Origin of the sequence: Cupriavidus oxalaticus, assembly GCF_016894385.1 — a bacterium.
Classification (GTDB): domain Bacteria; phylum Pseudomonadota; class Gammaproteobacteria; order Burkholderiales; family Burkholderiaceae; genus Cupriavidus; species Cupriavidus oxalaticus.
The window spans coordinates 74,276-95,274 of record NZ_CP069812.1; the positions used below are offsets into that span (position 1 = coordinate 74,276).

Consider the following 20,999-nt stretch of genomic DNA (forward strand, 5'->3'; position numbering starts at 1 on the left):
TTGCCTGAAAGCCTACACTGGTAAAAAGTGCGCTACCAGGAATCCCATGAGTCCCTGCACCATCCACCGCCTTGCCGAACAAGCGCTGCTCTACAGCGTGGCGCCCCCCGCATCGCTCGACGTCCAGCGCCGCATCTGGGCAATGGCATCCCGGGCGGAAGACTGGCGCGGGGTGGTCGACGTGGTGCCGGGCATGAACAATCTCACCGTGATCTTCGACGGCAGTGCCGATGTCGAGATGCTGGAGCGCAGCCTGAGGCAGGCCTGGGCCTCGGGCGAGGCGCGCAACACTACCGGCAAGGTGGTCGAGATCCCGGTGCGCTACGGCGGCGGGCATGGGCCGGACCTGGCCGATGTGGCCGCGCATACCGGGCTGTCGCCGCGTGAAGTGGCGTGCCGTCATGCCGCCGGCGAGTACGTTGTCTATTTCCTGGGTTTCCAGCCCGGCTTTGCCTATCTGGGCGGGCTGGTGCCGGAACTGGCCACGCCGCGCCGGCGCGAGCCGCGGCTGGCAGTGCCGGCCGGGTCGGTCGGCATCGGTGGCGAGCAGACCGGCATTTATCCGGCGGTGCTGCCGGGTGGCTGGCAGCTGATCGGCCACACCGATATCGCACTCTTCGTCGCGGATCGCGATCCGCCGTCCCTGTTGGCGCCCGGCGATACGGTGCGCTTTGTCGCCGAGGAAATCATCGCGTGATCGAAATCATAAGGCCTGGCGCGCTCGCCTCGGTGCAGGACCTGGGCCGCACCGGCTTTCGCCGTTTCGGCGTGGGCAGTTGCGGGGCGATGGACCGGCTGGCCGTGGCGGTCGGCAACCGGCTGCTGGGCAATGCGCCCGGGTGTGCCGCCATTGAATTCACGCTGGGCCGCGCCGCAGTGCGCTTCCATGCGGACATGCGCGTCGCGCTGGCCGGCGCCGAGTGCGGCGCCACGCTGGACGGCACGCCGGTATGGTCCTGGCATGCCTTCGACGCGCACGCGGGCGAAGTCCTGGTGCTGCCGCCGCCGCGCGGCGGTACGCATGCCTACCTGTGCGTGGCCGGCGGCATCGCCGTCGAGCCGGTGATGGGCTCGCGCAGTACCGACCTGAAGGCCGCCTTTGGCGGGCTGAACGGCCGCGCGCTGCAGGAGGGCGACTGCTTGCCGGTGGGACGCGCGGGGCTGCCGGCCGATGGCGACTGGATCGGCGTCCAGGCACCCGGGTGGGCGTTGCCGGCCGACGTCGACGGCAAGGCCACGCCGGTGCGCATGCTGCCGGGTCCGGAGTATGAGGATTTCGAGGCGGAATCGCAGCAGGCGCTGTGGCAGGCCGACTGGGTCGTTACGCCCAACAGCAACCGCATGGGCCTGCGCCTGAACGGCCCCGCGCTGGCGCGCCGCGCTGACCGAAGCGCCGACCTGCTTTCGCACGGCGTGGTGCCGGGCGTGATGCAGGTGCCGCCGGCGGGACAGCCGATCGCGCTGATGGCCGATGCGCAGACCACCGGCGGCTATCCCAAGATCGGCGTGGTGATCGGCGCCGACCTGTGGCGGCTGGCGCAGGTGCCGCTGGGCGCGGCCGTGCGCTTCGTGCCGGTGACGCTGGCAGAGGCCGCCGCCGCGCAGGCGGAGCTGGACCGCTACCTGCGCCAGATCGACCAGGCGCTGCAATGGCAGGGCGACGGCATGGCCATCGCCGCGCGCCGGCGCACGCTGAGCCGTGCGGCGGCCTGAGCCGGGCGCGCCCGGACCCATCGATAGCAGGCGGTACCGCGGCCTCCTCGCCGCACCGCCCGGGAGAACGGCAATGCAGATCGACCTGAACGCCGACCTCGGCGAAGGCTGCGGCAACGACGAGGCGCTGCTGGCGCTGATCAGTTCCGCCAACATTGCGTGCGGCTGGCACGCGGGCGACGCCGCCACCATGGTGCAGACAGTGAAATGGGCGCTGGCGCATGGGGTCGCCATCGGCGCGCACCCGAGCTATCCGGACCGCGAGAATTTCGGCCGTACCGAGATGCAGCGCGATCCCGAGGATGTCTATGCCGACGTGCTGTACCAGATCGGCGCGCTCGAGGCGATCGTGCGCGCGCAGGGCGGCGAGCTGCACCACGTCAAGCCGCACGGCGCGCTGTACAACCAGGCCGTGCGCGACCCGGCGCTGGCGCGTGCCATCGTGCGCGCGGTGCGGGATTTCGACGCCGACCTGGTGTTCTTCGGCCTGGCCGGCAGCCAGATGATCGATATCGCCAAAGAGGCCGGGCTGCGCGTCAAGCAGGAGGTGTTTGCCGACCGTGGCTACAACCCGGACGGCACGCTGGTCAGGCGCGGCACGCCCGGCGCGCTGCACGAGGACGAGGAAGTCGCGCTGAGCCAGACCCTGACCATGGTGCGCGAAAAACGCGTGCGCGCCATCGACGGCACCTGGGTGCCGATCCAGGCCGAGACCGTCTGCCTGCACGGCGACGGTGCCCATGCGCTGGCCTTTGCGCGCCGCATCCGGGAACGGCTAACCGCCGAGGGCATTGCCATCCGCGCCGGCAACTGACGGCGCCGCCCGCCATCACGCCGTCACGGTTCCTGCGCACCGGCCGCGGCCGACTCGCGCCGTGCCGCGGCTTTCTTCATGGCGTGGCGGCGCAGGCTGACCTGCTCGAAGCGCCAGATCACATAGCAGAACGCCAGGAACGGCCATAGCCACCCCAGCCACTGCGCCAGGCTGTTGAAGTGGATGAAGCGGCCCATGCGCCAGCCCTGTTCGGAAATCCATGCATAGGGATTCGACGGCAGCACGTTGGTCAGCACCACCAGCGCGAACAGCGCCACCATCGCCAGCACCGCGCGCAGCCAGCGCGGCAGGTACAGCAGCAGCACCAGTACCAGCGAGCTGGTCAGCAGCGCGAAACGGCCGCCTTCGGACAGCCAGTTGAAGGCGCTGTCGGCGGGGAACTGCAATTCGGCCGCGGCGGCCTTGATCAGCAGCGCGGCGGCCAGCAGGCCGGCCAGGATGCGCAGCATCGGCGCGTTGCGGCGCATCGCGATCGAGGCGAACAGGCCGGTGCCGATCCAGCTGCTGGCGGTCACCAGCGATTCCAGCAGCTGCTGGCTCTGCATGTCCTCGGGCCGCAGGCCGATGTGGACCTGCCACGCCTCCAGCCGCGGGAACAGCATCTGCAGCACCTGCATCGGCCAGGATTCGGGATCGGTCAGCCATTCGCGCACGATGCCGCCCATGCCGAACAGGTGCTCCTGCGGGAAGATCTGCGCGAACGGCCACAGCACCAGCAGGATGATGGCAAAGCTCGCATGCGGCTCGAACCAGGCGTGGCGCAGCCGCGTCAGCCGGCCGCCGTCGATCAGCGCATGCGTGAACGGCGCCACCACCGCGCCGCCCAGCAGCGCACCCAGCGCATTGGTGATCAGGTCGATGTTGGAAGAGATCCGGTTCGGCAGCCAGGTCTGGAAGGCCTCCATGCAGGCCGACAGCAGCGCGCCGGCGCACAGCGCCACCAGCGTCGCGCGTCCGCCCGACATGCGCGGATGCAGCGACAGCACGACCAGTGCCCCGAAGGGGACATAGCCGATGACATTGGTCAGCAGGTCGAAGTCGGTGATATAGCGCGGCTTCGGCGCGGTGACGAAGGCGAACGGCGAGATGCCGTTGTCGACCCAGCCGGAGAATGGGTAAAGGCTGGCATACACCACCAGCAGCGTGAAGCAAAGCAGCCCCACGCGGGCCAGTGGCGAATATTGCGGGCCGGAGGGTTCGGTCACGGTCAATACCGCCGCCGGTTGCGCGGCTGGCGCTGGGGACGGTGCGGAGGGCGGCGGGGTAGCCGGCTCCATGGCAAATCTCCTTGTCTGTCTTACTTTAGCGGCAGCGTGGCGGTCCAGTCGAGCAGCGCGGCGATGGCGGCGTCGCTGGCCTCGGCCAGCGCCTTGACCCCGCCGGCGCCGTCGGCGCTGGGCGCGGGACGGCGCACCTCGAAGGTCTGCTGGCCGAGCTGGCCGCGGTGGAACACGGTGGCGCGCAGCCGCACCACGCCCTGGCTGGTGGTGGCGCTGTCGAACACCTGCTCGAAGGCCAGCAGGTCGACCTTCAGCCCCGGCACGCTGGTGTCGCCGGACCAGGCCAGCCCGCCGCGCGCCGACACCGACTCGCGCAGGCGCTCGTCGAACAGGCGCGTCGGCGACATCACCCAGCGCTGCGTGGCATAGGGCTGCAGCCGCTGCGCCTGCGCGTAAAGCAGGCGGTAGTAGAGCGCATTGCCTTCGAGCCAGTCGGGCCCGTCGGTCTGCGATACGCGCAGCCTGGGCAGCGGCGCGGGCGCTGCGCTGGCAGCGTTGCCCGCCGTGCCGGCAATCGCGGCGGACGGCCCCAGGTCATACGTGACGGTCGGCGTGCCGCGCGACAGCGCGCAGCCGGACAGCACCAGCACGGCACCGGCCAGCGCCAGCAGCGTGGCGGCGGTGCGGGAGTGGAAGCGACGGCGCGAATTCCCGGTGGCAGGGTACACGGCGGGGCCTCGGCGGTTGTCGTTGTCTGGCATGGCGATGGGGCGTCGATATGTGATCAATGCGTCGTCGTTGCGTCGTCGTTGCATCAGGGCGCGCTGAAGCCTGGTTCCCCCGGCCCCGGCGCGGGCGCCGGCGCGCCGAACAGCACGCTGGTCGGGCTGTCGTTGAACTGGCCGGCGGCACGCTCGAAGCTGCGCGCGGTCTGGCGCGCATCGCGCGCAAGCCCGTTGAGCTGCGGCAGGGTCTCCTGGCTGAAGGTGCCGGCCGCGGTCTGCACCGACGCTGCCGCGCCCTGCAGGTCGCGCCCGACACTGTCGACCGTGCGCAGCACCGTGCCGTCGGGGCGGGCCAGCTCCTGCGTCAGGCGCCGCGTCGATTCCAGCGTGGCGTTGAGGTTCTCGGCCACGCGCGGCAGGCGGTTGGCGGCCGGCACCAGGGAATCCGACAGCTTCGAGAAGTCCTCGGCGGTCTTGCGCACCGAGCGGATCGCGGCCATCAGTTCATTGCGGTTGGCGGTCTGGAACATGTCGTTGAGCGAGGCCATCAGCGTCTCGGCCTGCGTCAGCAGTGAATCGCCGCGCTTTTCCAGCTCTTCGAAGAAGCCCGGGCGCATGGCGATGCGTGCCACCTCCTTGGGCGAGGTGTGCAGCGGCGGCGAGGATTCGGCGCCGGCATGCGCGGCAGTGTCGTCCAGCTGCACGTAGGCGATGCCGGTCACGCCCTGGAAGCCCAGCGTGGCGTAGGTGGTGCGCGTGATCGGCGTGTCCTGGTTGACGCTGATGCGCACGATGATCTGGCCCGGCACCTGCGGATCGAACTTGATCGACTCCACCTTGCCCACCGCCAGGCCGCGGTATTTGACGTCGGCCTGCGGCCCGAGTCCGTTGACGGTGGAGCGCGTGACCAGGTCGTACGGCACGCGCACGGCGTGGTCGCTGCTGAACCAGAACAGCGCGAACAGCACCAGCACGGCCAGGCCGATGGTGAACACGCCGGCAAGGAACGCGTATGACTTGTTTTCCATCATGCTTCTCCGGGGGGCGCCGCGGGCTGAGGGAACCGAGCGGCCTGCGGCAGCGCCAGCAGGGCGCGCTGGGCGCGTTCGCCCAGGAAATATTCGCGGATGAAGGGGTGGTCCACCTTTACCACGTCAGGGATCGGCGCGGCGGCGATGACCTTGTGGTCGGCCAGCACCGCGACGCGGTCGGACAGCGCCACCAGCGTGTCGAGGTCGTGCGTGATCATCACTACCGTGAGCCCCAGCTCGCGCCGAAGTTCCCGGATCAGCGCGACGTAGTCGTCCGAAGCCATCGGGTCGAGCCCGGCGGTGGGCTCGTCGAGGAACAGCAGTTCCGGCTCCAGCGCCAGCGCGCGTGCCAGCGCCACGCGCTTGATCATGCCGCCGGACAGGTCCGACGGCATCTTGTCCGCATCGCGCGCCGACAGGCCCACCAGCTGCAGCTTGAGCAGCGCCGCCCGGCAGATCAGGTTGTCCGGCAGCGCGCGCAGCTCGCGCAGCGGCAGTGCGATATTGTCGATCACCGACAGCGCCGAGAACAGCGCGCCGCGCTGGAACTGCAGCCCCCAGCGGTTGCGCAGCGCCTGCAGCTGCGCCGGGCGCAATTTGGCCGGGTCTTCGCCGAACACCTTGATGCAGCCCGAGGTCGGCCGCTCCAGCCCCACGATCTGGCGCAGCAGCACGGTCTTGCCGCTGCCCGAGCCGCCCACGATCGACAGCACCTCGCCGCGCCACACGTCCAGGTTGAGATGGTCGTGCACCACGGCCTTGCCGAAGCGCTTGACCAGCTCGCGCACCTCGATCACCGCGGTACGCCGCGCCGGCGCGGGCGATGCTGCCGGTTCCCGTTCCGGTTCCGTTGGCGCGCTCATATCCCCACGTCCTTGAACAGGATGGCAAACACCGCGTCGGCCAGGATCACGATGGTGATGGAGGTCACCACCGACGCGGTGGTGCCTTCGCCCAGGCTCTGCGTATTGGGTTTGATGCGCAGCCCGAAGTGGCACGCCGTCAGCGCGATCAGGATGCCGAACGCCACGCCCTTGCCCAGCCCCAGCCACAGGTTGGCCACCGGCACCGCGTCGGGCAGCTCGCGCAGGAAGAACGCGGCGCTGATGCCCAGTTGCATGCGCGCTGCCACCATGCCGCCGGCCAGCGCCATCACGTCGGTCCACGCCACCAGCAGCGGCATCGAGATGGCCAGTGCGATCACGCGCGGCATGATCAGCCGGAAGCCGTGCGAGATCCCCATCACGCGCATGGCATCGAGTTCCTCGGTGACGCGCATCACGCCGATCTGCGCGGTGATGGCCGAGCCGGACCGGCCCGCGATCAGGATCGCCGCCAGCACCGGCCCCAGTTCGCGGATCACCGCCATGCCGAGGATATTGACGATAAACGTGCTGGCGCCGAACACGCGCAGCTGGTTCGCCGACAGGTACGACAGCACGATGCCGATCAGGAACCCGACCAGCGCGGTGATGCCGAGCGCCTTGTAGCCGACGTTGTAGATATTGGCCGAGACCTCGCGCCAGGGGCCGCGCTGCGGCATGCGCGCGAAGCGCAGCAGGTCGAACGTCAGCTGGCCCAGCATGGTGATGCCGGTGGCCAGCTGCGCGCCGAACGACAGCACGTTGGCGCCGAACAGCGTAACCGGGTTGAAACGGTCCACCATGTGCTTCTTCCAGCCTTCGTCCTGCACCGCCGCGATGCGCTCGAACACACGACGCTGGCCCTCGCTGGCCTCGATCTGCGGCGGCATCTTGCCGTCCCACGCCTGCCACAGCAGCTGTCCGCCGATATGGTCCAGCCGCTGCACCTCGGCCAGCGACCATTGCGCGTGCTCCGGCGCCTGCGCCAGTTCATGCAGCTGCGCGCGCAGCTGGCGCGCCTGGTGGCAGCCGGCCAGCGCGAGCGCGGTCCAGTCGCCACGCAGCGCTACGCTGACGGTCCCGTCCCCGCGCGTGATATGGAAGTCTGGCGTCGTCTGGCGTTCCAAGGGCTAGCGATGTGATGGCCGAGTCCCGATTCTAAGCCACCCGCCCGGCTGGCGCGACCGCGGCCATTTCCGGGCAAGGGGCGCGCGGTGCAAGCGTCCCGCGCGGCTACAATGCGGCAGTCAGGCAGGCGCCGTGCCCGCCAGCCTTGCACCGCCTTTCTTGCACCGCCGATTGCCACCAGCTTCCCATGCCAGACGCCCCTGACACCTCTCTCACGCCCGCATCGGGCCCGTCCGCCCCCTGGCGCATCGACCCCGCCGCCCTGCGCGCCGCGCTGTCGCCGGCGCTGCGCGACTGGACGCTGGAACTGGTTGAAGAAACCGGCTCGACCAATGCCGACCTGACCGCCGCGTGCCGGCAGGTACCCTGGTCAGACGCCGGCTGGCTGCGCCTGGCCTACCGCCAGACCGCCGGGCGCGGGCGCCTGGGCAGGCCGTGGCAGGGGCAGGCGGGCATGACCTTCTCGGTGGCGCTGCCGTTCGCGCTGGCGCCGGCGCAACTCACCGGCCTGAGTCTGGCGGTGGGACTGGCACTGGCCGAGGCCCTCGGCGATGTCGATGCGCGCCTGGGCGCGCGCGTCGGCCTGAAATGGCCGAACGACCTGCAGATCGACGGGCGCAAGCTGGCCGGCATCCTGATCGAATCGGTGCCGGCCGGCCCCAACCGGATCTGGGCCGTCATCGGCATCGGCCTGAACCTGGTGCGCGATGCGCAGATGGAAGCCGCGCTGGGCCGCGAGCTCGCCGGCGTGGCCGAGGCCATGCCGGGCTTCGATGCCAGCCGCGACGCGGCGCGCCTGCTGGCCGCGGTGGTGGAGCGGCTGGCATCGATGCGCACCGCGTTCCTGGCCCATGGCTTCGGGCCGATGGCGCCGCGCTGGTCCGCCGCCGATGCCTACCGCGACCAGCCGGTGCGGCTGCTGCACGACGGCAAGGTGATCGCCGAAGGCATGGCGCGCGGCGTCGACGAGGCCGGCCAGCTGCTGCTGGAAACGCCGGCGGGGCTGGAGCGGGTCGCCAGCGGCGAGCTGTCGCTGCGCCCCGCGCCGGGGCAGGAGGATGGCGCATGAGCGTGCCGCAGCTGCTGATCGACATCGGCAACACGCGCCTCAAATGGGCGTGGTGCGAAGCCGGCGCGCCGCTGCCGGCGGGGGCGGGCCTGCCCACGCCGTGGCAGCACGGCGGCGCGGTCGCGCATGCCGATGACAATGCGTTGAAGACCCTGGCCGCCGGCCTGCGCGCGCTGCGCGGCAGCGGCCCGATGCCGGCGGTATGGATCACCAACGTCGCCGGCCCGGTGATTGCCGCCGCCGTCGATGCCGCGCTGGCCGACGCCTTCGGCGGCTGCGCGCCGGTGCAGTGGGTGCGCAGCACCGCGGCGCACGGCAACCTGGTCAACGGCTACCGCGAGCCCACGCAGCTGGGTGTCGACCGCTGGGTTGGCGCCATCGGCGCGCACCGCTGGCTGCCGCACGACACGCTGCTGGTGGTGACCGCAGGCACCGCGACCACGCTGGATATCGTGACGGTCGGGGCGGATGGCCGCGCGCGCTTCGAAGGCGGGCTGATCCTGCCCGGGCTGGCGCTGATGCTCGGCACGCTGGCGCGCAATACCGCGCAGCTGCCGGCGCTGGGGGTGGAGGAGGTGAAGGCGGTGAAGGAGGCCGGCACCGTGGCCGGCGCGCACCTGCGTTGGGCCGACAACACCCACGACGCCATCGCCGCCGGCTGCCTGGCGGCGCAGGCGGGCGCGATCGAACGCACCTGGCGCGCGCTGGGCGAACGCGGGCCGACGCGCTGCCTGCTGTCTGGCGGCGCACGCAGCGCGCTGGCCGGCGCGCTCGCGGTGCCCTTCGAGATGCACGATAATCTGGTGCTGCTCGGCCTGCATGCGATGGCGTCGGCCGGGGCCTGGCGGCCATCGCCTTAAACACACGCAACCCCGCACGCAATCCAGCACGCTCCCGCAGCCGTTCCAATGCCCGTCCCACGCGCTCTGCGCATCGCCCTGCTGTTGCTGCTGCTCGCCAACGCCTTGCTGGTGGCCGCGCTCGCCGGCCTGTTCGGCGCCAATCCGCTCGGGGGCTGGTTCGGCACGCCGCGCGAACCGCACCGGCTCGGGCAGCAGGTGCGCGCCGAGCGCCTGCAGTTGCTGCCGCCGGTACCTTCGACCGATGCCGCGCCGCGCGGCACCTTGCCGGTGGCTCGGCGCCAGGGCTGAGCGCGCGGCTCAGCCGGCCTGGCGCACCTTGGTCAGCAGCTTGGTGGTGGAGCGGTCGTGCAGGAAGGGGATGGCATAGGCCTGGCCGCCCCAGCTGCGCACCAGCCGGGTTTCTTCCAGCGTGTCGATGTCGTAGTCGCCGCCCTTGACGTAGATGTCGGGGCGCACCAGCCGGATCAGCTCGACCGGCGTCTGCTCGCGGAACATCGCCACCAGGTCGACTGATGCCAGCGCGGCCAGCAGCGCCATGCGGTCTGATTCATGGTTGAGCGGGCGGTCGTCGCCCTTGCCCAGCATCTTGACCGAGGCGTCGCTGTTGACGCCGACCACCAGGCTGGCGCCCAGCGCGCGCGCCTGCGCCAGGTAGGTGGCATGGCCGCGGTGCAGGATATCGAAGACGCCGTTGGTGAACACCAGCGGGCGCGGCAGCGCGGCGATGCGCGCGGCCAGCTCGGCGGGGTTGTCGGCGGGAGTCAGCTTGGATTCGAAGGCGGGTACGGACATGGGTCAGGGATCGGATGGTGGAGGCCGGCGCTGGCGGCGCCGGCACGCTTGCCGAATGGTACCCCGTCCGGTGAGGTTCGCCGCCGGTTCAGCGTTGCTTGCCCAGCCAGCGCCACCGCCGCGTCGGGCCAGATGTCAGGGAATGGCGGCGGGCGCCAACAAAAAACCTCGCCGCAGCGAGGTTTTTTACCGGGGTGGCAGCAAGCTGCCGGATCAGGCCTGTGCCGGCTGGGCGCCGCCGGAGCCGGGCAGGCGGGCGTTCAGTTCCTTGCGGTAGCGGTTCAGGTCCTGCACGCTTTCAAAGGTGCGCTCGAACAGCAGCGACATATTGTGCAGGATCCGTTCGATGACCTTCTTTTCCCAGCCTTCGTCGAAGCGGATCTGCTCGTCCAGCCATTTTTCCAGCCAGTCCGGGTCGGGCAGGCGCGACTGCACGGTGTCGTTGGGGAACAGCGCCTTGTTGACGTGCAGGTTGGTCGGGTGCAGCGGCTTTTCGGTGCGGCGCGCCGATGCCATCAGCACGCCGATCTTGGCGAACGCGGCGCGCGCGGTGTCGCCGAACTGGGCCAGGTATTTTTTCATGTAGCGCAGGTAGGCGCCGCCGTGGCGGGCTTCGTCCTGCGACAGGGTGCGGTAGATATGCTTGATCACCGGTTCCGAGTGCCATTCGGCGGCACGGCGGTACCAGTGGTTCAGGCGGATCTCGCCGCAAAAATGCAGCATCAGCGTTTCCAGCGGCGGCGCCGGGTCGAATTCGAAGCGCACCGCGTGCAGCTCTTCCTCGGTCGGCACCAGGTCCGGGCGGAAGCGGCGCAGGTACTCCATCAGCACCAGCGAGTGCTTCTGCTCTTCGAAGAACCAGATGCTCATGAACGCCGAAAAGTCGGAATCGTGGCGGTTGTCGCGCAGGAACATCTCGGTGGCGGGCAGGGCCGACCATTCCGTGATGGCGTTCATGCGGATGGTCTTGGCCTGGTCGTCCGTCAGCAGGCTGGCGTCGAAGGTGTCCCAGGGGATGTCCTTGTCCATGTGCCAGCGGACCGCTTCCAACGATTTGAACAGTTCGGGGTAGAGCATGGTAAGCCTTTGAAATTACGGCGAGATTCTACCAGATGCGAATTATTATCTTCCCCTTTTCTTGGGGCGGAGGGGGGCAATTGCAACGACTCTTGCCAGGGTTTGGCGCAGCCGGCTGCATATTGCGGGCGATCAGCGGCACGCCGGGCCGGCCAAGTGCCAGCAGCGTCGCCTGGCGCAAGGGCGCTCAGGGCGAGAGCGCGCCCTCGGGCGTGGCGGCGGGTGCCGTGCCCGGCACCACACCGTACAGGAACGCGGCCAGTTCGGCGGCCTGCGCTTGGGCGTCGCGCTCGCCCAGCGCCATCAGCGCCCGCGTGAACTCGGGCTCGAACAGCAGGTAGCTGGCGAAGGCGGCGCCGCGCGCCTCGGTACCGCCCAGCGGCGCCAGCAGCGCGCGCACGGTGCGCGGCAGCTGCTTCTGGTGCTCGGCGGCGAGCGCCTCGATCGGTTCGCTGGGAGAGATCGTCATCACCTGCACCGGGCGCCAGCCTTCCCGGTCGCCGGCGATCTCGGGCATGCGCGCCAGCAGCCGGTTGATATGCAGCAGCCGCTCCAGGTCGGCATTGAGCCCGTCCAGGAAGATGCTGGCCAGCGCCTGGCCACCCACCTGTGCCAGCGACGGGTAGCCGCCTGCGGGCACGGTGTCGAACCAGCCCGAGCGCTGGCGCGAGGCCGCGCCGATCGCCAGGATGCGCGACGCGCCCAGGTGGATCGCCGGCGACAGCGGCGACATCTGCCGCATGGTGCCGTCGCCGAACCACTCGTGATGGCCGTCGATCTCGAGCGGAACCGACGGGAACAGGAACGGTATCGATGCGGAGGCCAGCAGATGGTCCACCGTGATCGGCGCCGGCACCGCGATGCGCTGGCTGCGGTGCCACGGATGGATGCGGTGGTGCGACTGGTAGAAGGTGACGTGGCGGCCGGTGCTGTAGGACAGCGCGGTGACCGCGAACGCCTGCAGCGCGCCGCTGTCCAGGCTGGCCTGCACCCGCGCGGGATCGAACAGCTCGCCCAGCATGCTGCCCAGCGGCGTGTTGTCGAACAGCGCCCGCGGCGCCCGGCGCTGCGTGGCCCAGCCCAGCGCCAGCGTCGACAGCCAGCGCGCGCCCGACACGCCCACGCGCAGCACGTCGGTGCGGTACACGTCGTCGGCATGGATGCCGTGCCAAAGCGCGCCCAGGCTTTGCGTGGCGGCCTGGAAATCGCCGGCGTGGATGGCCAGCCCGGCACCGTTGATCGCGCCCGCCGAGGTGCCGGCGATGATGCCGAACGGCAGCCCGCCATGCGCCTTGCCGTGGCGCGCAGCGATGCGCGCCAGCCCGCACAGCACGCCGGCCTGGTAGGCGGCGCGCGCGCCGCCGCCCATCATGATCAGCGCGGTGGCGGCGGGATTGGGGCCGTTAGGGGTACCAAGGGCACCAGGGACGCCAGGGACGTTGTACGGGGCAGGCTGGTGTCCTGGCAGGGGATCGCGATGCATGGCGGGGGCGCGGCGTGGCGACAGGTCAGGCGGTGCGGCGATCCGTCATTCGTTGCCGCCGTTGCCGCCGCTGCCGCCGTTGTGGTTCTTGGCTGCGTCGTTGCCGTTGGGCGTGGCATTGGCCGTCTTGCCGGCAGCGGGCTTCCTTGCCGCGGGCGTCTTTGTCGCGGGCTTCTTCGCAGCAGACTTGGCTGCAGATTTGGCCGCCGACGTGGCACCGGACCTGGCCGTACTGGTGGCGCCGCCCTTTGCCGTAGCGCTCGCCCTGGCACCATTGCCGTTGCCAGCGGTCTTGCCTTGCGTGGCCTTGGCGGCGGGCGTGGCACCGGTGTCCGGCGCGGCGCCAGGCTGTGCCGGCATGCCACCGGCGCCGAAGGCGCCCATGTTGAACGGGGCGATGCTGGCCGCGGCGGCGCTGCTGGCGATCTGGTTGAACTGATGCTGCAGCAGGTCCCACCACACCGCGGCGTTGGGTGCGGCCTCGGGTGCGGCCTCGGGTGCGGCCTCGGGGGCCGCCTCGGTAGCCGCATCCCGCGCGGCCTCCGCCGACGGCTCGGGAGCCGGCTCGGGTTCGGCGCCGGCGCGCTGCGGCGGCGCTGCGCTGGGCGCGTTGGCGGCACGCGCCACGTTTTCCATTGCCGCCTGCATGGCGTCGGGCGAGAGCGCGTTGCCAAAGGTCTGCAGCGCCACCAGCGTGGCGCGCTGCACCTCCAGGCCCTGGATCGTGGTGCGCAGCAGGTTGGTGTTCAGCTGCAGCCAGCTCTCCACCGCCTTGAGGTCGGCGATGCGCTTGTCGATGTCATCCAGGTCCATCGGCGGCGTCATCGCCTGCAGCCCGGGCATCAGGCCCCCGGGCATGCCGGCGCCGCCGCCCCACAGCCGGCGCATGAAGTCGAAGCTGTTGGTGAAATCGGGAATCTGTCCGAACATGGTCGCGTGCTCCGTGTGCGGCGCAGCCCGCGCCCGGATGCGGGCCGCGCAGCTGCGTCGTCGTTACCTGAACTGTGGCGGCCGCTTCTGGCGCAGGCTCGCCATGCCTTCGTGCACGTCGGGGCCGGCAAAGCCCATGAATTCGAGCGCCAGCGAGGTATCGAAAGCGGGACCGGCCATGCGCAGCCAGTTGTTGAGGGCGTACTTGGTCCAGCGGATCGCCGTCTGCGACCCCGCCGCCAGCCGGTTGGCAACCTCGAAGGCGCGCGCCACCAGTTCGTCCTCTTCCACTGCCAGCGAGACCAGGCCGATCCGCTCGGCCTCTTCGCCGCTGACCGACTCGCACAGCATCAGATAGTACTTGGCCTTGGCCATTCCGCACAGCAGCGGCCACACGATCGCGGCATGGTCGCCTGCGGCCACGCCCAGCCGGGTGTGGCCGTCGACGATGCGCGCGGTCTTGGCCGCGATCGAGATATCGGCCAGCAGGCCTGCCACCAGCCCGGCACCGACCGCCGGGCCGTGCATCGCCGAGACCACCGGCTTGTCGCAGTTGATGACGTTGTAGACCAGGTCGCGCGCTTCGTGCCACACGCGCGTGCGGGTCTCGAAATCGTTGGCCATGTCTTCCACCAGCGCCAGGTCGCCGCCGGCGGAGAAGCCCTTGCCCTCGCCGCGGATCAGCGCCACGCGGATGTCGGGATCGGCGGAGACGTCGCGCCAGATCTCGGCCAGCTCGCGGTGCATGCTGGCGTCGGCTGTGGCCAGCTTCTGGTTGGCCGACTGCGCCGCGCCCATGATGATCTCGAGGATGGGGCCGTGGCGGCGCAGCGTCAGCGCGCGGTAGCGCGCATAGCGTTCGGAAAGTTCTGTGGAAGACGCGTCGTTGGGGGCAGTCATGGGTGGCCTGTCAGGTGAGTGGCGCGCAGTCGCGCCGGTTGCATCGTAGATTAACCAACCGATCGGTCGGTAAATTATATGCATATCCGGGCCATCACCGGCGGCGCCCCTGCCAACAGGCGCGGCCGGCTCAGGGTGCGGCCACCAGCTGGTCGATCGCCCCGAACACCGAATGCCCCTGCGCGTCGAACATCTCGATCTTGACCGCGTCGCCGAACTTCATGAACTCGGTGGCGGGCTTGCCGTCGTCGACGGTCTCGAGCATGCGCTTCTCGGCGATGCAGCAGTAGCCCTTCTTGCGGTCGACGTTGGAGATCGTGCCCGAACCGACGATGCTGCCGGCGCGCACATTGCGGGTCTTGCAGATATGCGCGATCAGCTGGCCGAAGTCGAACACCATGTCGGTGCCGCAGTCGGGCTGGCCGACCTTCTTGCTGTTCCAGTGTACCGTCATCGGCAGGTGCACCTTGCGCTCGCGCCAGGCCTCGCCCAGTTCGTCCGGCGTGACGGCGACGGGCGAGAAGGCGGTGGCCGGCTTGCTCTGGAAGAAGCCGAAGCCCTTGCCCAGTTCCGCCGGGATCAGGTTGCGCAGCGAGATATCGTTGACAAGCGTCAGCAGGCGGATGGCTTCGCCGGCCTGCTCGGGCGTGGCGCCCATCTTCACGTCGCCGGTGATGACCGCGACCTCGGCCTCGAAGTCGATGCCGAAGGCTTCGCTGGCGCACACGATGTCGTCCTGCGGGCCGAGGAAGTCGTCCGATCCGCCCTGGTACATCAGCGGGTCGGTCCAGAATTCGGGCGGCATTTCGGCGCCGCGCGCCTTGCGCACCAGCTCGACGTGATTGACGTAGGCCGAGCCATCGGCCCACTGGTAGGCGCGCGGCAGCGGCGCCATGCAGTCCCTGGGATTGAACGCGAACGGATGGCGCGCGCGGCCGGCGTTGAGCGCGTCGTACAGGTCCTGCAGCTGCGGCGCGTAGAAATTCCAGTCGTCCAGCACGGTCTGCAGCTTGCCGGCAATGTCGGTGGCGAAGTGGGCTTGCTTCAGGTCGCGCGACACGACCGCCAGCTGGCCGTCGCGCGAACCGTCCTTCAGGGTTGCGAGTTTCATGGGATGCGATGCGGTAGGGTTGCCCGTCGTTCCCGCGCAGGCGGGAACCCAGTGACTTTCAACACGGTGGATTCCCGCCTGCGCGGGAATGACATGCTGATTTGGCCGCTAGTCTACCGTGGCCGCCCTCGCTACCCTTCAGTCGACCGTGATGCCCTTGGCCTTGATCAGCTTGCCCCAGCGCTCGGCTTCGGCGCGCGCGTAGGCAGCGAATTCCTCGGGCGTGCTCGACACCGCCTCGACGCCGACACCCTCCAGCTTCTTCTGCACCTCGGGCGTCTTCAGCGCCTTGACCAGCTCGGCGTTCAGCCGCGTGACCACCGCCTTGGGCGTGCCTGCCGGCGCCACCATGCCTTGCCACGCGTAGGCCTCGAAGTTGCTCACGCCGCCTTCGGCCACGGTCGGCACGTCGGGCAGCACCGCCAGGCGCCTGGGCGTGGCCACGCCCAGCGCGCGCAGCTTGCCGGTGCTCACGTTCTGCTGGCCCGAGGCCAGGTCCAGGAACATCAGGTCGACCTGGCCGGCCAGCAGGTCCTGCACCGCCGGTGCGGCACCCTTGTACGGCACGTGTGTCATCTTGACCCTGGCCTGGTCCATGAACAGCTCCATGGCCAGATGGTGCGGGCTGCCGGCGCCGGGCGAGGCGAAATTGACCTTGCCGGGATTCTTCTGCGCGTACTCGATGGCTTCCTTCAGCGTGCGTGCCGGGAACCTGGGGTTGGCCACCAGCACCAGCGGGAAGCGCGCCAGCTGGCCGATATAGACGAAGTCCTTCTCGGGGTTGTACGGCAGCTTCTTGTACAGCGACGGATTGGCCGCCAGCGTGGCGGTGTCGGCGGTCAGCACGGTGTAGCCGTCGGGCTTGGCGTGGGCGACGGCATCGGCGCCGACGATGGTGGCCGCGCCCGGGCGGTTGTCGATCACCACCTGCTTGCCCAGCCCCGGTGTGATCGCCTGGGCCACGGTGCGCGCCACCACGTCGGTGCCGCCGCCGGCCGGGTAGGGCACGACCCAGCGCAGCGGCTGTGCGGGCCACGCTTCGGCGTGAGCGGGTGCGCTGGCGGTGAACATGGCGCCGGCAGCAGCCAGGGCGGCCAGCATGAGATGGGCATAACGACGCCCAAGGAAGGGACGCAGGGGGCGCATCGGTAGTCTCCGTGTTAAAAAGGGGCCCGGTTCGGCAGGCATCGACACGTGCGCCGCCGGGTCTGTTGCGAAGGAAGTCTACCGACGGCTTAAAAATTGGTAAATCGATTTCGCTATAGTAAATTTACCTACGAACTTGCCCGGATCCCCGGGCGTCGATCCCTGGTCCCAAATCCCCTGCTGCTGGTCCATGTCACGCATTGCTGAAAACGAAGAAGACGACGCCAAGCTGCGCTCCGGCATCCAGTCCATCGAAGTGGGCTTCAAGCTGCTCCAGGCCCTCGCGGCGTCGCCGCGCGCGATGATGCTGCGCGACCTCGCCGCCGCCGCCGGCATGAACCCGGCCAAGGCGCACCGCTACCTGGTCAGCTTCATGCGGCTGGGCGCGGTGGCGCAGGACCCGGTCAGCGGCCGCTACGACCTGGGCCCGTTCGCGCTGCAGCTGGGCCTGGCCGGGCTCAACCGGCTCGATCCGGTGAAGAAGGCGCGGCCGCTCCTGTCGCAGCTGCGCGACGAGATGGACCTGACCGCCGGCATCGCCGTGTGGGGCAACCATGGCCCCACCATCGTGCACTGGGAGGAATCCAGCCACCCCGTCACCGTGAGCCTGCGCCTGGGCGACGTGATGCCGATGCTCAACTCCGCCACTGGCCGGCTCTACGGCGCCTACCTGCCGCGCAAGCAGACCCTGCCGCTGATCGAGCGCGAGCTGGGCGCGCGCGGCAACGGTGCCGTGCCTGACATGCCGGCGTCGCTGGCCGAATACGACGCGATCTGCGTCGAAGTCCGCGAGCATGGCGCCGCGCGCACGCGCGGCGGCGTTCTGCCCGGCATCAATGCGTTCTCGATGCCGGTGTTCGATGCCAACGGCCACCTCGCCATGGGGTTAATCGTACTGGGCGCGCAGAGCCTGTTCGATGCAGAATGGGGCGGTACGATGGATCGTCGCATACGCGATATCGCCCAACAGCTCTCATCGGAACTCGGCTACCTTGGTGCCGCCCCCCCGGCCGGAGAAACCGGCCAGCCCTAGTCCTCGCGCCCGCCCGGGCGCGGATTCCCCCGTCTGGCGCCGCCGGCGCTGGGTGATCGTGGTTGCGCTGGTGGTGCTGGTGCACGTGCTGGCGGTGGTGGGATTCCTGCGCATGCCCGGGCCGCTGATCCCGCTGGACGTCAGCAACACCCCCACGCTGGAGGCGGTCCTGCTGCCGCCGCCCAAGCCACCGGCCCCGCCCAGGCCGCGTCCCGCGCCGCAGCCGCGTCCGAAGCCCGCGGCGCCGGTCCCGGCACCCCAGCCCGAGCCTGAACCGCCGGCCCCGCCTTTGGCGGCCAGCCCGCAAGGCCCGGCCGAGATGGCGACGGGTCCGGGCGGCACCGGAGCGGCGCCGGCACCTGCCGCGCCCGCGCCGGCGCCTTCCGGCGGTCCGCAGGGCGGCGTCGACGGCGTCGTCTACAGCGCGCCGCCGCCCGCCACGTTCCATTACGCAAGCTTTGTCAACGGCGTGCAGAACCCCGATGGCCAGATCCGCTGGGAGCACGACGGCCGCCGCTACCGGCTCGCGGTGGAAACGCGCGTGCTCTGGTTCCGCTTCGCGTTCCAGAGCAGCGGGGCGCTGTCCGAACAGGGACTGTTGCCGGAACGCTACGAAGAGCGCCGGCGCAACAAGGCCGAGTCATCGCGCTTTGACACCGCCGCCGGCACCGCCACGCTGCGCAACGGCGCGCAGTCGCCGTTCCCGCCCGGGGCCCAGGATCGCTTCAGCGTGTTCCTGCAACTGGTTGGCCTGGTGCGTGGCAATCCGCAACGCTATGTCACGCCCGGTGTGACGGAAACGTTCCAAGTGGCGGATACGCGCGATGTGGAACCGATGCAAGTGCAGTATGTTGGAGAGGAGGACGTCGACACGGGCAATGGTGTGGTGCGTGCAAAGCACTTCGTGCGGATGCCGCGCCGCGCCAATGACCGTCGCCGGGTCGAGCTGTGGCTCGCGCAATCGCTGGGCTGGATGCCGGTGCGGCTGCGGCAGACCGAGCCCGACGGCACCCAGATCGAGCTGGTGTACCGCGGCAACGGCGCGCAATAGCCACGGGCCGCCGCCCGGGTCGACCACCGGCAACCGGCCGGGCGAATGTCAACAATCGTTAAAAGACGTCTCGCCCGCGTCAACGCCGCCGCGTTTCGCGCATTCTTACTGACAGGAGCCCAGCCATGACTGTTGCCACGCCACCCGCCGAAACGCACCGCGTCCATGCCGACGGCGCCGAGCTTTACGTGCGCATCGACGGCACCGACGGACCGTGGGTAATCCTGGCCCATGCACTGGCCGCCAGCCATGCGCTGTGGGACCAGACCGCCACCCACCTGGCGTCGCGCTACCGCGTGGTGCGCCCCGACCTGCGCGGGCATGGCGGCAGCGACGCGCCGCTGGGACCCTACACCATGGCGCGGCTGGCCGACGACGTGATCGCGGTGATGGATGCGCTGGAAATCCCCCAGGCCCATTTCTGCGGCATTTCGGTCGGCGGCATGATCGGGCAGACCCTGGGGCTGCGCCATCCGGAGCGGCTGCTGTCGCTGGCGCTGGTCGCCACCAACAGCCAGACCCCGATGGAGGCGCACCCGATGTGGCACAACCGCATCGGCCAGGCCGAGGCGCATGGCATGGCCGGCATGGCCGACGCCACGCTGGAGCGCTGGCTGACGCCAGCCTTCCGCGCCGCCCATCCCGATGTGGTCGCGCGCATCCACGCCATGCTGGTGGCCACACCGGTGCGCGGCTACGTGGGCGTGGCCGAGGCGATCATGGCTTTCGATCTCGCCGGCGCGCTTTCCCGCATCCATTGTCCTACGCTGGTAGTAGCAGGAGAAAACGATCAGGGCGCGACCGTGGCGATGGCGCAGAGCATCGCGGCCGCCATCCGAGGCGCCCGGCTGGAAGTGATGCCGCAGGCGGCGCACCTGGTGCATGTGGAGCAGCCCGAACGCTTCCACGCGGCGCTGGACGCGTTCCTCGGCAATGCGGCGTGCGGCGGCCAGTGCGACGTTCCGTGACAGACAACACACTGATGCGCCAGGCTCAAGAAACTTGTTGCAAAGGACGATGCCCAATCTATGTAGGCAGCAAAGACGTGGCAACGCATTGACCTGCTTAACTCCTTGATTTCGCGCAGGTCACCCCAAGTTTGGAGGTAAAGCCGCGGCGCCCCCCTCACGGCAACATCGACGAGGCAAGAATCACAAGGGCATGCCGCCCAACCATGACGCCCAGGAGGTGTGCCATGCAAATGATCTACAACAGCGACAATTACTGCATCGTCGAGTTCGGTGCGGATGTCGAGCAAGCGCCGCTCGAGTTCGGCGGCTATGAAATCGTCGACAAGAACCTGAAGCGCGAGATTTTCCTCGGCGGGCAGCTGGCTGAAAGCTTCCGCGCGGACGTCAAGCGCCTGATCGAAAGCGAGCCGTCAGTGGAAGAAGTCGATGACTTCCTCGGCAAGTTCGACAACGTGATGACGCATCCGCTGGTGATGCACTGAGCGGCATTGCACGGCTGCCGGTCATGGCCGGCAGCACGCCATCGCGCCCGCCCTGGCGGGCGTTTTTGTTTTTCGTTGCTATCTGGCGGCCAGGTCCGGCATCCTTGTTCAGTACTGCTCCCACGGCAGCCCGTCGTGGCGCCAGCCGTTGAGTGTATTGCGGTGACGCTGCCCGTCCAGGTCGCCTTCGAACCCGTGCAGCACGTTATAGACGTTGGCAAAGCCCGCGCCCTCCAGCGCCCGTGCCGCCGCCGTCGAGCGGTTGCCGCTGCGGCAGATCAGCAGCACCGGCCGCGCCGAGACATGGCCGGCCAGCTTCTTTACCATCTGTACGAAATGCGGGTTGACCTCCCAGTCCGGCCCGTCGTTCCAGGGGACGTTGTGCGCGCCCTTGGGATGGCCCACGAACAGGTATTCCATCTCGCTGCGGCAGTCGATGAACAGCGTGTCGGGCGAATCGGCCAGCAGGGCCTGGGCGTCGGAGGGGGACAGGTGTTGCATGGTCGGCTGTGCGAGAGGCGCCGGAGGACCGGCGTGGTGACGGCTACGCCTCTCAGTGTAGGCGCCGACGGCCCC

At 69.6% G+C, this 20,999-nt stretch carries 23 protein-coding genes; 10 read left to right on the top strand and 13 right to left on the bottom strand.

Features of this window, described 5'->3' with window-relative positions; all coding sequences use genetic code 11:
- Window positions 1–46: 46 nt before the first annotated feature.
- From pxpB to pxpA, 3 genes are all read left to right on the top strand, one after another.
- Window positions 47–697, top strand: coding sequence for a 5-oxoprolinase subunit PxpB (gene pxpB, locus JTE92_RS12655; RefSeq protein ID WP_063239911.1), 651 nt, complete (start codon window positions 47–49; stop codon window positions 695–697).
- A complete protein-coding gene (locus JTE92_RS12660; RefSeq protein ID WP_063239910.1) occupies window positions 694–1,713 on the top strand; it encodes a 5-oxoprolinase subunit C family protein in 1,020 nt (339 codons plus the stop codon). Before pxpB ends, JTE92_RS12660 begins: the two co-directional genes overlap by 4 nt.
- A 73-nt stretch (window positions 1,714–1,786) precedes the next feature.
- Window positions 1,787–2,527: a 5-oxoprolinase subunit PxpA gene (pxpA, locus tag JTE92_RS12665; RefSeq protein WP_063239909.1), complete on the top strand. Its 741-nt coding sequence runs from the start codon at window positions 1,787–1,789 to the stop codon at window positions 2,525–2,527.
- 23 nt (window positions 2,528–2,550) lie between these two features.
- On the opposite strand, the gene JTE92_RS12670 is transcribed toward pxpA, so the two are convergent.
- The 5 genes from JTE92_RS12670 to JTE92_RS12690 all read right to left on the bottom strand — a co-directional run bounded on the left by JTE92_RS12670 (window position 2,551) and on the right by JTE92_RS12690 (window position 7,514).
- Complete coding sequence (locus JTE92_RS12670; protein ID WP_063239908.1) at window positions 2,551–3,825, bottom strand: VanZ family protein; 1,275 nt, start codon at window positions 3,823–3,825, stop codon at window positions 2,551–2,553.
- Window positions 3,826–3,845: 20 nt separating this feature from the next.
- Window positions 3,846–4,496 (bottom strand): ABC-type transport auxiliary lipoprotein family protein, encoded by a 651-nt coding sequence (locus JTE92_RS12675; protein ID WP_371136920.1) that lies wholly within the window; start codon window positions 4,494–4,496, stop codon window positions 3,846–3,848.
- An 86-nt stretch (window positions 4,497–4,582) separates the two neighbouring features.
- Complete coding sequence (locus JTE92_RS12680) at window positions 4,583–5,524, bottom strand: MlaD family protein (protein WP_063239906.1); 942 nt, start codon at window positions 5,522–5,524, stop codon at window positions 4,583–4,585.
- On the bottom strand, window positions 5,521–6,387 hold the full coding sequence (locus JTE92_RS12685; RefSeq protein ID WP_063239905.1) for an ABC transporter ATP-binding protein: 867 nt from the start codon (window positions 6,385–6,387) through the stop codon (window positions 5,521–5,523). The genes JTE92_RS12680 and JTE92_RS12685 overlap by 4 nt, the downstream gene beginning before the upstream one ends.
- Window positions 6,384–7,514 (bottom strand): MlaE family ABC transporter permease, encoded by a 1,131-nt coding sequence (locus JTE92_RS12690; RefSeq protein WP_116386737.1) that lies wholly within the window; start codon window positions 7,512–7,514, stop codon window positions 6,384–6,386. Before JTE92_RS12690 ends, JTE92_RS12685 begins: the two co-directional genes overlap by 4 nt.
- A 188-nt stretch (window positions 7,515–7,702) precedes the next feature.
- On the opposite strand from JTE92_RS12690, the gene JTE92_RS12695 reads away from it, so the two are divergent.
- The 3 genes from JTE92_RS12695 to JTE92_RS12705 are packed head-to-tail and all read left to right on the top strand — an operon-like array spanning window position 7,703 to window position 9,735.
- Window positions 7,703–8,584, top strand: a complete 882-nt coding sequence (locus tag JTE92_RS12695; protein WP_063239904.1) for a biotin--[acetyl-CoA-carboxylase] ligase — start codon at window positions 7,703–7,705, stop codon at window positions 8,582–8,584.
- Window positions 8,581–9,444 (top strand): type III pantothenate kinase, encoded by an 864-nt coding sequence (locus tag JTE92_RS12700; RefSeq protein WP_063239903.1) that lies wholly within the window; start codon window positions 8,581–8,583, stop codon window positions 9,442–9,444. The genes JTE92_RS12695 and JTE92_RS12700 overlap by 4 nt, the downstream gene beginning before the upstream one ends.
- Before the next feature lie 48 nt (window positions 9,445–9,492).
- Entirely contained in the window at window positions 9,493–9,735 is a 243-nt protein-coding gene (locus JTE92_RS12705) for a hypothetical protein (protein WP_063239902.1), read from the top strand.
- A 9-nt stretch (window positions 9,736–9,744) separates the two neighbouring features.
- Here the strand turns inward: JTE92_RS12705 and rfaE2 are convergent, their stop codons facing one another.
- The 7 genes from rfaE2 to JTE92_RS12740 all read right to left on the bottom strand — a co-directional run bounded on the left by rfaE2 (window position 9,745) and on the right by JTE92_RS12740 (window position 16,886).
- Entirely contained in the window at window positions 9,745–10,239 is a 495-nt protein-coding gene (gene rfaE2 / locus JTE92_RS12710) for a D-glycero-beta-D-manno-heptose 1-phosphate adenylyltransferase (RefSeq protein WP_063239901.1), read from the bottom strand.
- 213 nt (window positions 10,240–10,452) lie between these two features.
- A complete protein-coding gene (locus JTE92_RS12715) occupies window positions 10,453–11,316 on the bottom strand; it encodes a ferritin family protein (protein WP_029047771.1) in 864 nt (287 codons plus the stop codon).
- A gap of 187 nt (window positions 11,317–11,503) precedes the next feature.
- The gene (locus tag JTE92_RS12720) at window positions 11,504–12,799 is read right to left on the bottom strand and encodes a patatin-like phospholipase family protein (protein ID WP_371136921.1); all 1,296 of its coding nucleotides are present in this window, start codon (window positions 12,797–12,799) and stop codon (window positions 11,504–11,506) included.
- Between the two features lie 45 nt (window positions 12,800–12,844).
- Window positions 12,845–13,729 carry a PhaM family polyhydroxyalkanoate granule multifunctional regulatory protein gene (locus JTE92_RS12725; protein ID WP_063239899.1) on the bottom strand — a complete coding sequence of 295 codons (885 nt, stop codon included), beginning with the start codon at window positions 13,727–13,729 and terminating at the stop codon, window positions 12,845–12,847.
- Between the two features lie 63 nt (window positions 13,730–13,792).
- Window positions 13,793–14,629, bottom strand: coding sequence for an enoyl-CoA hydratase/isomerase family protein (locus JTE92_RS12730; RefSeq protein ID WP_063239898.1), 837 nt, complete (start codon window positions 14,627–14,629; stop codon window positions 13,793–13,795).
- A 130-nt stretch (window positions 14,630–14,759) separates the two neighbouring features.
- The gene (locus tag JTE92_RS12735; RefSeq protein WP_063239897.1) at window positions 14,760–15,740 is read right to left on the bottom strand and encodes a fumarylacetoacetate hydrolase family protein; all 981 of its coding nucleotides are present in this window, start codon (window positions 15,738–15,740) and stop codon (window positions 14,760–14,762) included.
- Window positions 15,741–15,878: 138 nt separating this feature from the next.
- Window positions 15,879–16,886, bottom strand: a complete 1,008-nt coding sequence (locus JTE92_RS12740) for a Bug family tripartite tricarboxylate transporter substrate binding protein (protein ID WP_063239896.1) — start codon at window positions 16,884–16,886, stop codon at window positions 15,879–15,881.
- A gap of 199 nt (window positions 16,887–17,085) precedes the next feature.
- Between JTE92_RS12740 and JTE92_RS12745 the strand changes: the two genes are divergently transcribed.
- The 4 genes from JTE92_RS12745 (at window position 17,086) to JTE92_RS12760 (ending at window position 20,423) form a co-directional block, all read left to right on the top strand.
- Window positions 17,086–17,919 carry an IclR family transcriptional regulator gene (locus JTE92_RS12745; protein WP_174544868.1) on the top strand — a complete coding sequence of 278 codons (834 nt, stop codon included), beginning with the start codon at window positions 17,086–17,088 and terminating at the stop codon, window positions 17,917–17,919.
- Between the two features lie 58 nt (window positions 17,920–17,977).
- Window positions 17,978–18,970, top strand: a complete 993-nt coding sequence (locus JTE92_RS12750; RefSeq protein WP_232353338.1) for a DUF3108 domain-containing protein — start codon at window positions 17,978–17,980, stop codon at window positions 18,968–18,970.
- Between the two features lie 125 nt (window positions 18,971–19,095).
- Window positions 19,096–19,938 carry an alpha/beta fold hydrolase gene (locus JTE92_RS12755; protein ID WP_063239894.1) on the top strand — a complete coding sequence of 281 codons (843 nt, stop codon included), beginning with the start codon at window positions 19,096–19,098 and terminating at the stop codon, window positions 19,936–19,938.
- Window positions 19,939–20,165: 227 nt separating this feature from the next.
- Entirely contained in the window at window positions 20,166–20,423 is a 258-nt protein-coding gene (locus JTE92_RS12760) for a BTH_I0359 family protein (protein ID WP_012351433.1), read from the top strand.
- Window positions 20,424–20,531: 108 nt separating this feature from the next.
- On the opposite strand, the gene JTE92_RS12765 is transcribed toward JTE92_RS12760, so the two are convergent.
- Window positions 20,532–20,924 (bottom strand): rhodanese-like domain-containing protein, encoded by a 393-nt coding sequence (locus tag JTE92_RS12765; RefSeq protein WP_063239893.1) that lies wholly within the window; start codon window positions 20,922–20,924, stop codon window positions 20,532–20,534.
- Between the last annotated feature and the right edge of the window lie 75 nt (window positions 20,925–20,999).

What these genes read in the sequence shown, in the direction of transcription:
- pxpB (WP_063239911.1), top strand. Translation starts at nt 47, where the DNA reads ATGAGTCCCTGCACCATCCACCGCCTTGCCGAACAAGCGCTGCTCTAC.
- rfaE2 (WP_063239901.1), bottom strand. Translation starts at nt 10,239, where the DNA reads ATGTCCGTACCCGCCTTCGAATCCAAGCTGACTCCCGCCGACAACCCC.
- JTE92_RS12700 (WP_063239903.1), top strand. Translation starts at nt 8,581, where the DNA reads ATGAGCGTGCCGCAGCTGCTGATCGACATCGGCAACACGCGCCTCAAA.
- JTE92_RS12730 (WP_063239898.1), bottom strand. Translation starts at nt 14,629, where the DNA reads ATGACTGCCCCCAACGACGCGTCTTCCACAGAACTTTCCGAACGCTAT.
- JTE92_RS12720 (WP_371136921.1), bottom strand. Translation starts at nt 12,799, where the DNA reads ATGCATCGCGATCCCCTGCCAGGACACCAGCCTGCCCCGTACAACGTC.
- JTE92_RS12680 (WP_063239906.1), bottom strand. Translation starts at nt 5,524, where the DNA reads ATGATGGAAAACAAGTCATACGCGTTCCTTGCCGGCGTGTTCACCATC.
- JTE92_RS12765 (WP_063239893.1), bottom strand. Translation starts at nt 20,924, where the DNA reads ATGCAACACCTGTCCCCCTCCGACGCCCAGGCCCTGCTGGCCGATTCG.
- JTE92_RS12725 (WP_063239899.1), bottom strand. Translation starts at nt 13,729, where the DNA reads ATGTTCGGACAGATTCCCGATTTCACCAACAGCTTCGACTTCATGCGC.
- JTE92_RS12740 (WP_063239896.1), bottom strand. Translation starts at nt 16,886, where the DNA reads ATGCGCCCCCTGCGTCCCTTCCTTGGGCGTCGTTATGCCCATCTCATG.
- JTE92_RS12735 (WP_063239897.1), bottom strand. Translation starts at nt 15,740, where the DNA reads ATGAAACTCGCAACCCTGAAGGACGGTTCGCGCGACGGCCAGCTGGCG.
- JTE92_RS12755 (WP_063239894.1), top strand. Translation starts at nt 19,096, where the DNA reads ATGACTGTTGCCACGCCACCCGCCGAAACGCACCGCGTCCATGCCGAC.
- JTE92_RS12695 (WP_063239904.1), top strand. Translation starts at nt 7,703, where the DNA reads ATGCCAGACGCCCCTGACACCTCTCTCACGCCCGCATCGGGCCCGTCC.
- JTE92_RS12715 (WP_029047771.1), bottom strand. Translation starts at nt 11,316, where the DNA reads ATGCTCTACCCCGAACTGTTCAAATCGTTGGAAGCGGTCCGCTGGCAC.
- JTE92_RS12685 (WP_063239905.1), bottom strand. Translation starts at nt 6,387, where the DNA reads ATGAGCGCGCCAACGGAACCGGAACGGGAACCGGCAGCATCGCCCGCG.
- JTE92_RS12760 (WP_012351433.1), top strand. Translation starts at nt 20,166, where the DNA reads ATGCAAATGATCTACAACAGCGACAATTACTGCATCGTCGAGTTCGGT.
- pxpA (WP_063239909.1), top strand. Translation starts at nt 1,787, where the DNA reads ATGCAGATCGACCTGAACGCCGACCTCGGCGAAGGCTGCGGCAACGAC.
- JTE92_RS12670 (WP_063239908.1), bottom strand. Translation starts at nt 3,825, where the DNA reads ATGGAGCCGGCTACCCCGCCGCCCTCCGCACCGTCCCCAGCGCCAGCC.
- JTE92_RS12705 (WP_063239902.1), top strand. Translation starts at nt 9,493, where the DNA reads ATGCCCGTCCCACGCGCTCTGCGCATCGCCCTGCTGTTGCTGCTGCTC.